This window comes from Paraburkholderia sp. BR10936, from assembly GCF_040965735.1.
Classification (GTDB): Bacteria; Pseudomonadota; Gammaproteobacteria; order Burkholderiales; family Burkholderiaceae; genus Paraburkholderia; species Paraburkholderia nodosa_A.
Window position 1 is genome coordinate 487,072 of the sequence record NZ_JBFRCM010000002.1, and the last position, 13,146, is coordinate 500,217.

The window sequence follows — 13,146 nt, forward strand, 5'->3', positions numbered from 1 at the left end:
AATCGGTGTCAGTTCTGAAGTTGGTTGGCGGACCGGCAAGCAGTCCATGTCGCGACTATACTCACGTTTGGCTCTAAATTTCAGAGCCATTCAGTGCAATCTTTAGGAGCCAATTTCGATGCGTGCGAGTGTTCTGTCCGATTGGCTGGCGCAACGGCTCGACCGCGGAAGCGCCCAGCCGGTGTACCGGCAACTGCACAAGCTGCTGCAGCAGGCGATCCTCTCGCGCGAACTGCCGCCCGGGGCGCGGGTGCCGTCGTCGCGGCTGCTGGCGGCCGAGCTGGGAATTGCACGCAATACCGTGACGCAGGTCTACGAACAATTGGTGCTCGAAGGCTATGTCACATCGGCGACTGGGCGCGGCACCTTCGTGGCGGACACGTCACCCGACGAAATAGTGGGGGCGACTGAAATTGGCTCCATGCAGACGCGGACAAATGGAGGCGCTTCAGGAGCCGCGCTACCTGCGGGGAAAGTCGCAACTAACAGCCAGAGCGCAAAGGGCGCGGACGCGCTTGCCGCGGCGGCGCCCGGAGCCGCGTCGACAAGCGGAATGGAAGCCGCCACTCAGACGCAACGGTCCACGGCGCGCGCCCTCTCGGCACGCGGCACGCGCCTGATTACCAGCGCGGGCGTCTCGAAGCGCCAGGGCGGCGCGTTCATGCCCGGCGTGCCCGATGTCTCCCGCTTCCCGGCGCGCGTATGGACACGTCTGCACAACAAGTACTGGCGCAGTCTGCGCCCGGACCTGCTGACCTACGCACCCGGCGGCGGCCTCGCGCTGCTGCGCCACGTACTGGCCGACTACCTGCGCACTTCGCGCTCGGTGCGCTGCTCGCCGGAGCAGATCATCATCACGACGGGTATTCATCAGTCCATCGACCTGGCCGTGCGTCTGCTCTCCGATCCCGGCGACACCATCTGGACCGAAGACCCGTGCTACTGGGGCGTACGCAGCGTGCTGCATGTCTCGGGCCTCAACACGCGGCCGATCGCCGTGGACAGCGAAGGGCTCAACCCGTCGGCGGGCGACTTCGCCGCGCCGCCGCCGCGGCTCATGCTCGTCACGCCTTCGCACCAGTACCCGCTCGGCATGGTGATGAGCCTCGCACGCCGGCGCATGTTGCTCGAGTACGCGCGCCAGCATCAGTGCTGGATCATCGAGGATGACTACGACAGCGAGTTCCGTTACGGCAGCCGCCCGCTTGCGTCGTTGCAGGGGCTCGATACGGCGGGGCAGGTGATCTACGTGGGCAGCTTCGGCAAGACGCTGTTTCCGGGCCTGCGCGTGGGTTATCTCGTTGCGCCGGAAGCGCTGGCGGAAAGCTTCGCGACCGCGAGCGCCGAGCTGTATCGCGAGGGGCAATTGCTGCAGCAGGCTGTGCTCGCAGAGTTCATCGCCGAAGGCCATTTCACCTCGCACATCCGCAAGATGCGCGCGCTTTACGGCCAGCGCCGCCAGGTGCTGCTGGACGCCGTTGCGCGCCGCTACGGCGACGCGTTGCCCGCGATGGGCGGCGACGCGGGCCTGCACGTCGTGATGCAGTTGCCCGAAGGCAGCGACGACCGCGCCGTGGCCGAAGCCGCGCTCGCGCGCAATATCGTGGTGCGGCCGCTTTCGGGGTATTACTCGTCGCGCGAGCGTGCGAATCCGGGCTTGCTGATCGGCTACGCCTGCGTGCCCGACGAGGAGATTGCACCGGCGTTCGACACGCTCGCCGAGGCGATCGATACGACGTTGCCCGCGCTCGTATGAGCGAAGCGGTCGCTGCGGCGCAGGCCAATCACAGCCGGATCAGCACCGCCCCGCAAGTCACGGGCGCGCAAGCCACCATGCGGCGCGCCGTGAGCTTCTCGTTCATGAAGAGCCAGCCGATCAGCACGGCGAAGCGCGGGTCGTTGCGGCCGCAATCGTGTGATTATTCCAGCGTACGCGTATGGCCGCCAGAAATAGGGAAAAGCCGCACGAGCCGTCGTTGTGTTTCTATTCGGCTCGCGCGGCTTTCGAGGGAGCGCGTCAGGTCACGCGCGCACGCAGTCTTGCGGAGATCAGATCGATGGCCGTGACCACGACGATCACCATGATGAGCACGGCGCTGGTCTGCTGATAATCGAACGAGCGGATTTCCTCATACAGCACGACGCCGATGCCGCCCGCGCCCACCATGCCCACCACCATCGCCGAGCGCACATTCGACTCGAAGCGGTAGAGCGCATACGAGATCCACAGCGGCATGACCTGGGGCAGCACGCCGTAGACGATCTCGTCGAGCGGCGAGGCGCCCGTCGCGCGCACGCCTTCCACGGGGCGTGGGTCGATGGCTTCCACCGCTTCCGCAAAGAGCTTCGCGAGCACGCCTGTCGTGTGCACCCACAAGGCGAGCACACCGGCGAACGGCCCGAGGCCCACGGCTACGATGAAGAGCATCGCGAACACCATCTCGTTGATGGCGCGGCACGCGTCCATCAAACGGCGCACGGGATGCAGCACCCATGCGGGCGCGAGATTGTGCGCCGACATGAGCCCGAACGGCACTGCGCAGACGATGGCGAGTGCCGTGCCCCACAGCGCCACCGCGATCGTGACCCACATCTCCTGGGCATACGTGCGCCATTCCGTAAAGTCCGGCGGGAAGAAGCCGCGCGCGAACGTGCTCATATTCGCTGAGTCGGAGAAGAGGTCGAGCGGGCGCATGTCGGCGCCGCGCCACGCCACGCCGAGGAGCACGAACACGATGGCCCAAAGCGCGAGCGAGGACCAGCTGCGCTTGCCTGTGAGGCCGCGCGCCGCCAGGGCGGCCGCTTGCGGCGCGGCGGCGACGTTCGGCGTCGCCGCCGGCCCGGCAGCGGGCCTTGCGACTTCTGCCTGCGGCACGGCGCGTGAGCTGTCGAAATCCATCGCGCCCATTACTGCTTCGCAGGTGCGGCGAGCGCGCCGATCTTCGCGTCGATGGCCGCGATCTGGCTCTTGCGGTCGTCGTCGGAGAGATGCGTGTCGGCGGCGATCTTCTCTTTCTGCTGGAACAGCGCGACCTGGCGGATCGGCAGGAGCTGCGCGTCGGTGGCGGGCGCGAAGCCTGCGTAGCCGGTGATATCGGCCATGATCTTCTGCTCGCGCGGATCGGTCTTGGCGTAGTGGTAGAAGAAGTCGCGCAGCTTCTGCTTGGTGGCCTCAGGCAGATCCTTGCGATACACGAGCGGATCGGACGGAATGAGCGGCGAGGTCCACAGCACGCGCACCTGGGCAAAGCGGTCCGGGTGTTTCTGTTGCAGCGTGGAAAGCTCGATGGTGTTGTTGGTGGCGATGTCCACCTTGTTGTTCACCACGGCGAGCAGGTTCGCTTCGTGGCTCGAAGGCAGCACGGTCTTGAAGTTCGTCGCGTTCACCGAAACGCCGTGCTTCGCGAAGAGGTAATAGCCCGGAATCAGCGTGCCCGAAGTCGAATTGGGGTCGCCCCAGCCGAGCGTCAGATCCTTGGTATTCTTGAACACATCGTCGATCGACTTCACACGGCTGTTCACGTTGGTGATGAGCACCGACTTGTAGCCGGCATCGCCGTTCGCGTAGAGCACCTTCGCGAAGATCTCGCCATTCGAGCGGTCCACGGCTTCCATGGCCGAAGCGTTGCCGAAGTAGCCGATCTGCACCTTGTTGAAGCGCATGGCTTCGATGATGCCCGAGTAGTCCGTAGCAAAGAACGCATTCACGTGCAGGCCGGTCTGCTTGTTCAGGTCGTCGATGAACGGTTGCCAGCGTTGCTTGAGCACCGCCGACGAGTCGGTCGAGATGATGCCGAAGCTGAGATCTTCCGCGTGAGCGGCCGCGCTGCCGAGCGAGGCAAACGCGACGGCGCCGGCGGCGCACCAGGAGAGCATGGAGCGGAACAGGTTCATTGGGGCGGTCCGTGGTGAGTAAAAACGTTGCGGGTTGGAAAAAGGTTGAGTTGCGTGATCAGGCCGCGCGAGGCTGCGCGCCGAAGCACGTTGCCGCGGACGGCGCAGCATCGGGTTCGAGCAACTCGCGCGCGGCGTTGCCATAAAGCTGTTGCAGCAGCGCGGGCGTGAGCGCCGACGATGCGCCGTCGTACACCACGCGCCCGTCGCGCAGCGCGATGGTGCGCGGGCAGTACTCCATGGCGATATCCACCTGATGCAGCGAGACGACCACCGTCAAGCCGTGATCGCGATTGAGCATGCGCATCATGTCCATCACGCGGCGCGACGATGCGGGGTCGAGCGAGGCGATGGGTTCGTCGGCGAGAATCAGGCGCGCGCGCTGCACGAGTGCGCGGGCGAGCGCCGCGCGCTGCTGCTGGCCGCCCGAGAGGTTCGAAGCGCGCTCGGCGGCCTTGTGCGCGATGCCAACCTCGCCGAGCGCGGCCAGCATCAGCTCGCGTTCGGCGCGCGGAAAGCGGCCCGTGAGGCGTCGCCACAACGGCAGCCGCGACAGCGCGCCGATCAGCACATTCGTTTCGACCGTGAGGCGATGCACGAGATTGAACTGCTGAAACACGAAGCCGATGTCGCGGCGAATGCGGCGCACTTCGCGCACGATGCGGCCGTCCTGCTGAATAGGACGACCAAGAATCTCGATGCGCGAAGGCTGCGGGTCGGAAGCCGTGAAGCCCGCAATATGGCGGAGCAGGGTCGATTTGCCCGAGCCCGATGCGCCGATCAGCGCGACCATTTCGCCAACGCCTACGCGCAGGTTGATTTCGTCGAGTGCCTTGCGGCCGCTGTCGAAGCTTTTCGAGAGGCGTTCGATGCGTATGGCGTCCATAACAATCCGTCGCTGTGTAGTCGAGGGCTCATTCTAGGAAGGGACTGTGACGGTTGAGTGAAGGTGTCGCGACGTCTAGACGACTACATGTCTTGCGGCCTTCTGGCCGCGAAAAAATCGCGAGAGATGTGACAGCCACATGACGCCAAACATCTGTCATGCTCAATATCATGGGAAGCGGCTATATTGGTGGGCAACGTACGTGCTGTCCCTGGTTTTCCTGACTTATTGCTGACTCATTGTCGACAGAGGTGGCACTCGGAAGGCAGTTGTAGACAAAGCGGCCGCACGCGGCGGCGCGACCTGGGCGGCCCTACCTGGGCGGCCCCACCTAGGCGGCCCCACCTAGGCGGCCCCACCTAGGCGGCCCCACCTAGGCGGCCCCATCCAAACAAGCGACGAAACCCGGCGCCATATGCAGGCACTGAGCTTCCTACCCGATAGCTTCGAGGAATACGAGGATCTCAAGATGATCCTCGATGCCGGCGCACGCTGGCTCGACATTCGCAGCGAGGGCGAAGTCGAGGTGCGCGGCCGCACGTTTCCTCTCTACGTGGCGGCCATCGGCTCGCGCGACCCGGCCGCACCCGGCATTGGTTTTTTCGGGGGCATCCATGGGCTCGAGCGCATTGGCTCGCAGCTCGTGCTCGACTACATGCGCGCGCTCGTGGGGCGTCTTGCCTGGGACGAACTGCTCCTGCGTCAACTCGAGTCCGTGCGCATCGTCTTCGCGCCGATTCTCAATCCCGGCGGCATGTGGCTCGCCACGCGTGCAAATCCGAACGGCGTCGACCTCATGCGCAACGCGCCGCAGGACGCCGACGAGCGCGTGCCTTTTCTCGCGGGCGGCCAGCGCGTCGGCTCGTGGCTGCCGTGGTATCGGGGGCGGCGCGGCGCGGCCATGGAGATCGAGGCGCAGGCGCTCCTGAAGATCGTCGACGAAGAACTCACGCGGCGCCCGCTTTCCTTCGCGCTCGACTGCCATTCCGGTTACGGCTGGACCGACAGCATCTGGTTTCCGTACGCACGTACGCGCCGTCTCATCCGCCATCTGCCCGAAATGTACGTACTCAAGACGATGTTCGAGCGCGCGCATCCGCATCACGGCTACACCTTCGAGCCGCAGAGTCACCAGTATTTGCTGCACGGCGACTTGTGGGATTGCGCATACGATCGGGCGCCCGACAGCAACATCTTCCTGCCGCTCACGCTCGAATTGGGCTCGTGGTTGTGGATCAAGAAGAACCCGCGTCAGATCTTTTCGCGCCAGGGCATGTTCAATCCGCTCTTGCAGCATCGCACCGCGCGTGTGTTGCGGCGCCACGCGAATCTGTTCGAGTTCCTCACGCGCGCCGCGTATTCCTCGCAGCGCTGGCTGCCCGAGGGTGTGATCCGCGATGAGGTGCTGAAAAGCGCGATCGGGCACTGGTATCGCAAGCCGGGCACATGAGCGAACCGTGGATCCTGCTGCGCGGCCTCACGCGCGAATCGCGCCACTGGGGCGCGTTCGCCACGCTGCTTGCGGCCCGTGACGGCGTGCTGCCCATCGACCTGCCGGGCAACGGCACGGCGGTGCACGAACGCTCACCGCTCGCGGTGGACGACTACGTGGACACGCTGCGCGCCCAGGCGCTGCGGTACGGGGCGCGCCCGCCATACCGCGTGCTGGCGATGTCGCTGGGCGGCATGGTGGCGACGGCGTGGGCGCTGCGCTACCCCGACGAAATTGGGCGGCTCGTGCTCGTGAACACGAGCATGCGGCCGTTCAGCCGCGTAGACGAGCGCTTGCGGCCGTCGGCGTGGGCCGCACTCGTGCGCGTGGCGCAGCATTGGGATGGCGGCGACACCGGCGGCATTGCCGAGACGCTGATCTACGGGCTCACCTGCGCGCGCCGCGACACGCTCGCTGCCGACCTCGAAACGTGGCGCGCGATCCGCGCGAGCGCCCAAGTGAGCCGCGCGAACGCGCTGCGCCAGCTGGCCGCCGCCGCGCGCTTCAAGGCGCGCGCGGTGCCGCGCTGCGCGGTGCTGGTGGTGTCGTCGCGCGGCGACCGGCTCGTGAACCCCGTTTGCTCCGCGCGGCTCGCGCGGGCCTGGGGCGCGCCGCACGTGGCGCATCCCTGGGCGGGGCACGATCTGCCGCACGACGATCCGCAATGGCTCGTCGATACGCTCCACGCGGGCGACGTCGCCGGGAACGCGGCGGGCCAGGCCGCCGGGCGCGGCTGAGCGGTGCCGCGGCGCGTGCGCGCCGCCCGCATCGCCAGTCCGGCGATTGCCCCATAATACGAAAACTCATCCGGCACTTTCAGGACGATTTCCAGACATGAACGACAAACCCGCCATTGGCGCCGCCGTGCCGCGCCTCACGAGCCTTTCGCACGGCGGCGGCTGCGGCTGCAAGATCGCGCCGGGCGTGCTTTCTGCGCTGCTCGCCCGCAGCACCCCGCTCACCACCGCGTTTCCGAACCTGCTGGTCGGCACCGAGACCGCCGACGACGCCGCCGTCTACAAGCTCAACGACGAGCAGGCCATCGTCGCGACGACGGACTTTTTCATGCCGATCGTCGACGATCCGTACGACTTCGGCCGCATCGCCGCGACCAATGCGCTTTCGGACGTCTACGCCATGGGCGGCAAGCCGATCCTCGCGCTGGCACTCGTGGGTATGCCGATCAACGTGCTGCCGCACGATGTGATCGCGCAGGTGCTGCGCGGAGGCGAGGATGTGTGCGCGGCGGCGGGCATTCCCGTGGCGGGCGGCCATTCGATCGACTCCGTGGAGCCCATTTACGGCCTCGCGGCGCTCGGCGTCGTGCATCCCTCGCGCGTGAAGCGCAACGCATCGGCAAAAGCCGGCGACGTCCTCGTGCTCGGCAAGCCGCTCGGCGTGGGCGTACTTTCCGCCGCGCTCAAGAAGGAAATTCTCGGCGACGCGGGCTACAAGGCGATGGTCGCCGCCGCGACCCTGCTCAACAAGCCGGGCGCAACGCTCGCGGAACTGCCGGGCGTGCACGCCATGACCGACGTAACGGGCTTCGGCCTGCTCGGCCACACGCTCGAAATCGCGCGCGGCGCGAATCTCACCGCGCGCGTGCACTACGCCGAGCTGCCGTGGCTGCCGGGCGTGCAGAAGTTCGTCGACGACGGCGTGTACACGGGCGCCTCGGGCCGCAACTGGGCCTCGTACGGCGACGCCGTCACGCTCGCGCCCAGCCTGCCCGAAAGCGCGCGCACGCTGCTCACCGACCCGCAAACCTCGGGCGGCCTGCTCGTGGCCTGCGCGCCGGAAAGCGTGGACGACGTGCTGGCGATCTTCCGCGCGGAAGGCTTTGGCGACGCTCGTGTGATCGGCGAACTGAGCGAAGGCCCGGCGCGCGTGGACGTCGCATGAGGACCGTATGAGCGGAGAATCGCCGAAAGCCATCTTCTACGCGCTCGCTGCGAACTTCGGCATAGCGGTCTGCAAGTACGCTGCCGCGGCGTTCACGGGCTCGGGATCGATGTTCGCGGAGGCGATTCACTCCACGGCCGACTGCGGCAATCAACTGCTTTTGCTGTTCGGCCTGCGCCAGTCGCGCGAGCCGCCCACGCCGCTGCATCCCATGGGCACGGGCCGCGCGATCAACTTCTATTCGCTGCTCGTGGCGCTGCTGCTGTTTTTCGTGGGCGGCGCGTTCTCGGTCTACGAGGGCGTGCATCGGCTGATCGCGCGCGAGCCGTTGCGATTCGTCTATGTGGCGCTCGTCGTGCTCGGCATTTCCGTGGTGCTCGAAGCGTTTTCGCTTTATGGCGCGATGCGTGAAATTCGCAAGGGCGCGCCCACGAAATCGCTGTGGCGCTGGGCGCGCGAAACGCGCGATTCCGACCTGCTCGTCGTGGCGGGTGAAGACATCGCGGCGCTGGCGGGTCTCGCCATTGCGTTCGCCGCCGTGCTGCTCACGGTCATCACGGGCAATCCGGTATGGGATGCGTGCGGCTCGATCGGCGTGGGCATTTTGCTCATGCTGATTGCGTGGTTCATCGCGCGTGAAGTGAAGTCGATGATCGTCGGCGAATCGGCCGGCCCGGAAATGCGGCGCGATATCGAATCGTTCCTGCGCGCGCGGCCCGAAATTCAAAGCATCATCAGCCTCATTACCCTGCAATGGGGCAAGGAGGTGATGGTGGCGGTGCAGTGCGAAATGCTCGAGTACGACCACAGCCGCACCATGGTCGAGGCGATCAACGCGATCGAAGCCGACCTGCAGGCGCGCTTTCCTCTTGTGCGCTGGGTGTTTTTCGAGCCGGATTTCGTGAACCGGTAATGCAAGGGCCCGGCGGTTGCAAAACCGCCGGGCCCTTGCACACGAGTCACATCTTCACGCGCGCTTCACATTTCAATGCCGAAACGGCGTCCACACGGGCGTGGTGTTGTCCCACTGCTCGAGTTCGGAAGGTACGGTCGGATTCATATTGGACTCCTACGTTTTTTGTCTTGCAATCGAAATGCCGGTGCGTCTTGCGGGCTTATTCGCCCGCCTGCGCGACGCGCTGGGCGCGGTTCGCGCGGCTTTCCTGCAGCGCGATGCGTTGCGCTTGCGTGCGGCCGATCAGGCTTTGCTCGGGATAGCTCGTCTTGTTAAGCGAGGGCAGCGTGCCGTCGCGATACGCGGCGGCAATTTCCGCCTTCACTTCAGCGCGGGTTTTCGGCGCGCTGTTGTCCTGGGCGAAGACCGAGGCGCTTGCGGCGAGCGAGAGGACGAGCGTGGCGCCAATGGCAGTTGCGAGAGTGCGTTTCATGATCTGCTCCTTTTGTACCGGTGCCACGTGGGTCGCGGCGACAGGAGCAAATGTAGTTGCGCAGCCGTTTGCGATAAACGGCCGGAACGCGAAAGCAATTGTCGAAAATCCGGAACAATCGCTGCGCCGCGCCCGCGAAAGCCTCTGCGGGCGCGGCTTCGAGGGTTGGCGCAGCGCGACGGCGTTACGCCGCTGAGCTTATGCGGCCCATTCCGAAATGACAGGCGTTTCGAGCGCTGGCGCGTTTTCGCGCTCTTCGAGCGTGCGCATCGTGCAGGCCTTGTCGAGCGAGGCGCGGCCGCTCAGCAGTGGGCAGCGGTCGAACACCTCGGCAATCCAGTCCACGAACACGCGCACTTTGGGTGACAGATGGCGGCTGTGCGGATAGACGGCCGAAATCGGCATGGGCAGCGGCTTGTAATCGGGCAGGACCTCGACGAGCGCACCCGACTTCAGGTGCGGCAGCACCATGTAGCGCGGCCCCTGGATCAGGCCGAAGCCTTCGATGCCGCAGGTTACATAAGCGTCCGCGTCGTTTACCGAGACCATGCTCTTGAGCTTGACCTCCACTTCCTTGCCGTCGACGAGAAACGCCCAGTCCATCACGCGCCCCGTACGCGACGAGAAGTAATTCACGGCGCGATGTTCGGCCAGTTCTTCGAGCGTCTGCGGCATGCCGTGGCGCTCCAGATACGACGGCGCCGCGCACGACACGCCTTCGAAAATGCCGATGCGCCGCGCGACCAGCGACGAATCCTGCAGCGCACCCACGCGCACCACGCAGTCCACGCCTTCCTGCAGCAAGTCCACGGGGCGATCGGATAGCCCGAGTTGCAGGTCGATGTCCGGATAGCGCCCGTGGAATTCGCACAGCGACGGAATCACGATGAGCCGCCCGATCGAGCCGGGCATGTCGATGCGCAGCTTGCCGTGCGGTTTGCGGTTGCGATCCTGGAATGTGGTTTCCGTTTCCTCGACGTCCGCGAGAATGCGCACGCAGCGCTCGTAGTACGCGGCGCCATCGGGCGTGAGCGACAGACGGCGCGTGGTGCGGTGCATGAGGCGCACGCCGAGAAACGCTTCGAGATTCTGAATGATCGTCGTGACCGACGCGCGCGGCATGTCGAGCGTTTCGGCAGCACGCGTGAAGCTGTTGGTATCGACGACGCGGGTGAACACCTGCATGGCCTGAAGGCGGTCCATTGCCACTCTCCAAAAAGCTTCGGTCGCACGGCGCGCGGCGTTCGAAACTAACGCCCGCGCAGAAAGAGGAGACAGATTGTTCAGGTGCGCCGAATTGTGTTGCCGGATTATAGGCATTTATTTGCAAGTCTGCCGAACCCACAATTCGCTTCATTCGAATCTACTCTCGCGCATTGCGCCGATTTGACATGGATGTCTTTAAACGCCCAACGTCTTGGACCTCCGCGGAGGAAGCGCCGCTGGCCGAAGTGCCCGCGGCCTTGCCTGCTACCGCGTCCGCCAAGCCTGGCAAGGTGCGCGCGGTGCTCACGACCGACGTGGCAATCGAAGGCTACGCCCAGCAGATTCCGCTGCGGCTGTACCGTCCCGAAGCCGCGAATGGTCTGCCGGTGTTGCTGTATTTCCACGGCGGCGGCTTTGTGCGCGGGTCCATCGAGGAAGCGGATGCGGTGGGGCGGTTTCTCGCAGAACGCTTACCAGCGCTCGTGGTGAGCGTCGGGTATTCGCTCGCGCCCAGGCACCCGTTTCCCGCCGCCCCCGAAGATGCGCATCGCGCGGCGCTGTGGGCGCTTACGCGGGCCCGCGCGTTCGGCGGCAACCCGAAGCGCGTGATCGCGGCGGGCCACGACGCGGGCGGCCAGATCGCCAACGTGCTCGCCTTCATGGGCCGCGATCGCGGCGACGTGAAACTCGCGGCGCAGGCATTGTTTGCGCCGATGCTCGATCCGAGCCTCACGCGTCTTGGCGACGAGGCGCGCCTGGGCTCCGATATCACCGCAAGCGAATGCGCGGCGTGTTATCGCGCGTATCTGCCCGATGCGACGCAGCGCATGCATCCGTACGCGGCGCCGCTCGAATCGCTGCGTCTTGGCGGCTTGCCGCCCACGCTCATCGTGACCGCACAGAACGACGTGCTGCACATCGAAGCGGAGAAGTACGCGAGCCGCCTGATCGACGCGGGCGTGCGCACCCAGGTGGTGCGCTACCCGAGCGTCTCGCACGCGAATCTCGCGGCGCATCCGGCCGCGCTCAGCGAAGCCGTACGGTTTTTCCAATGTTGCTTCGACGCGGGGGCGTCATAGACGAAGCACCCTTGCGGCGGTGCTGCCGAACCAGTGAAGAACAATCAACCATTATTTCTGGAGTCCGACATGTCACTTTTTTCGCAATCCCGAACCCGTATCGCGCTAGCGGTCATTGGCGTGCTGGTGGTCGCGGGCCTCGGCACCCTCGGGGCCATCCGCCTCGACTCGCACCCTGCCGTTGCCGCTGAAGCGCCGCCCGCACCCGAGGTCGACGTCGCACCCGTGCTCAATCGCACGATCACCGACTGGCAGACCTACTCGGGCCGCATGGCCGCCGTCGAGAAAGTGGAGATACGTCCGCAGGTTTCCGGCACGATCGTCTCCGTGAACTTCCGTGACGGCGCGCTCGTGAAGCAGGGCGAGACCCTGTTCGTGATCGACCCGCGCCCGTACCAGGCGGCCGTCGATCAGGCCGCTGCGCAGCTTGCCGCCGCGCAGGCGCGCACGGGCTACGCGCAAAGCGACTGGGAGCGCGCTCAGCGTCTGATTGGCGATAACGCCATCGCCAAGCGCGATTACGACGAGAAGCAGAACGCCTCGCGCGAAGCGAACGCGAATCTCAAGGCCGCGCAGGCCGCCCTCGAAGCCGCGCAGATCAACCTGGGTTACACGCGCATCGTCGCGCCGGTTGCCGGACGTGTGTCGCGCGCCGAGATCACGGTGGGCAACGTCGTATCGGCAGGGGCAAGCGCCGCGCCGCTCACGACGCTCGTTTCCGTTTCGCCCATCTACGCCGAATTCGACGCCGACGAGCAGACCTATCTCGACTACATCAGCCACATGAAGAACGGCTCGAAGGTGCCTGTGGAACTGGGTCTGGCGAACGAATCGGGCTATTCGCGCACGGGCACGATCGAGTCGGTGGACAACCGTCTCGACACCACGTCGGGCACCATCCGCGTGCGTGCGCGCTTCGACAACGCCGACGGCGCGCTGGTGCCGGGGCTTTACGCACGCATCAAGGTGAGCGGCAGCGCCCCGCACCCGGCGCTGCTCGTGGACGACGCCGCCATCGGCACCGACCAGGACAAGAAGTTTGTTTACGTCGTCGATAACAGCGGCAAGATCGCCTACCGCACGGTGCAAACGGGCGGCCAGCAGGGCAACCTGCGCGTAATTCTGGGCGGCCTGAAGGCGGGCGACCACGTGGTGGTGAACGGCACGCAGCGCGTGCGCCCCGGTGAAGCCGTGCGCTCGCACATGGTGCCGATGAATGGCGACCCCGACGCCGATTCGTCCAGCACGGCAGCGAACCCCGGCGCCAAGGCAGCGAAAACGTCCTGACGAGCGGCGGGC

12 protein-coding genes and 1 pseudogene are annotated in these 13,146 nt (G+C 65.8%); 7 read left to right on the top strand and 6 right to left on the bottom strand.

The window, feature by feature from the left end; genetic code table 11:
* Positions 1-118: 118 nt before the first annotated feature.
* Positions 119-1,756, top strand: coding sequence for a PLP-dependent aminotransferase family protein (locus tag AB4Y36_RS05655; RefSeq protein WP_368682507.1), 1,638 nt, complete (start codon positions 119-121; stop codon positions 1,754-1,756).
* A 28-nt stretch (positions 1,757-1,784) separates the two neighbouring features.
* On the opposite strand, the pseudogene AB4Y36_RS05660 reads toward AB4Y36_RS05655, so the two are convergent.
* The 4 genes and pseudogenes from AB4Y36_RS05660 to phnC form a co-directional block, all read right to left on the bottom strand.
* Positions 1,785-1,889: pseudogene (locus AB4Y36_RS05660) on the bottom strand (EamA family transporter); the annotation flags it as partial.
* A 128-nt stretch (positions 1,890-2,017) separates the two neighbouring features.
* Positions 2,018-2,794 carry a phosphonate ABC transporter, permease protein PhnE gene (phnE, locus tag AB4Y36_RS05665; protein ID WP_368616730.1) on the bottom strand — a complete coding sequence of 259 codons (777 nt, stop codon included), beginning with the start codon at positions 2,792-2,794 and terminating at the stop codon, positions 2,018-2,020.
* A gap of 113 nt (positions 2,795-2,907) precedes the next feature.
* On the bottom strand, positions 2,908-3,894 hold the full coding sequence (gene phnD, locus AB4Y36_RS05670) for a phosphonate ABC transporter substrate-binding protein (RefSeq protein WP_368605461.1): 987 nt from the start codon (positions 3,892-3,894) through the stop codon (positions 2,908-2,910).
* A 58-nt stretch (positions 3,895-3,952) separates the two neighbouring features.
* Positions 3,953-4,780, bottom strand: a complete 828-nt coding sequence (phnC, locus tag AB4Y36_RS05675; protein ID WP_069261678.1) for a phosphonate ABC transporter ATP-binding protein — start codon at positions 4,778-4,780, stop codon at positions 3,953-3,955.
* Between the two features lie 415 nt (positions 4,781-5,195).
* Between phnC and AB4Y36_RS05680 the strand changes: the two genes are divergently transcribed.
* From AB4Y36_RS05680 to AB4Y36_RS05695, 4 genes are all read left to right on the top strand, one after another.
* Positions 5,196-6,230, top strand: a complete 1,035-nt coding sequence (locus tag AB4Y36_RS05680; RefSeq protein ID WP_069261679.1) for a M14 family zinc carboxypeptidase — start codon at positions 5,196-5,198, stop codon at positions 6,228-6,230.
* Complete coding sequence (locus tag AB4Y36_RS05685; protein ID WP_368682508.1) at positions 6,227-7,009, top strand: alpha/beta fold hydrolase; 783 nt, start codon at positions 6,227-6,229, stop codon at positions 7,007-7,009. Before AB4Y36_RS05680 ends, AB4Y36_RS05685 begins: the two co-directional genes overlap by 4 nt.
* A 97-nt stretch (positions 7,010-7,106) precedes the next feature.
* Positions 7,107-8,174 carry a selenide, water dikinase SelD gene (gene selD / locus AB4Y36_RS05690; RefSeq protein ID WP_368682509.1) on the top strand — a complete coding sequence of 356 codons (1,068 nt, stop codon included), beginning with the start codon at positions 7,107-7,109 and terminating at the stop codon, positions 8,172-8,174.
* Positions 8,175-8,181: 7 nt separating this feature from the next.
* A complete protein-coding gene (locus tag AB4Y36_RS05695; protein ID WP_368682510.1) occupies positions 8,182-9,087 on the top strand; it encodes a cation diffusion facilitator family transporter in 906 nt (301 codons plus the stop codon).
* A 202-nt stretch (positions 9,088-9,289) separates the two neighbouring features.
* Here AB4Y36_RS05695 and AB4Y36_RS05700 read toward each other — a convergent pair whose 3' ends face one another.
* A complete protein-coding gene (locus tag AB4Y36_RS05700; RefSeq protein WP_083245000.1) occupies positions 9,290-9,562 on the bottom strand; it encodes a DUF4148 domain-containing protein in 273 nt (90 codons plus the stop codon).
* Between the two features lie 198 nt (positions 9,563-9,760).
* A complete protein-coding gene (locus tag AB4Y36_RS05705) occupies positions 9,761-10,765 on the bottom strand; it encodes a LysR family transcriptional regulator (protein ID WP_069261683.1) in 1,005 nt (334 codons plus the stop codon).
* Between the two features lie 188 nt (positions 10,766-10,953).
* Here AB4Y36_RS05705 and AB4Y36_RS05710 point away from each other — a divergent pair, with 188 nt between their 5' ends.
* Both AB4Y36_RS05710 and AB4Y36_RS05715 read left to right on the top strand, forming a co-directional pair.
* Entirely contained in the window at positions 10,954-11,847 is an 894-nt protein-coding gene (locus AB4Y36_RS05710) for an alpha/beta hydrolase (protein WP_083245001.1), read from the top strand.
* Positions 11,848-11,916: 69 nt separating this feature from the next.
* A complete protein-coding gene (locus tag AB4Y36_RS05715) occupies positions 11,917-13,134 on the top strand; it encodes an efflux RND transporter periplasmic adaptor subunit (protein WP_069261684.1) in 1,218 nt (405 codons plus the stop codon).
* Positions 13,135-13,146: the final 12 nt, after the last annotated feature.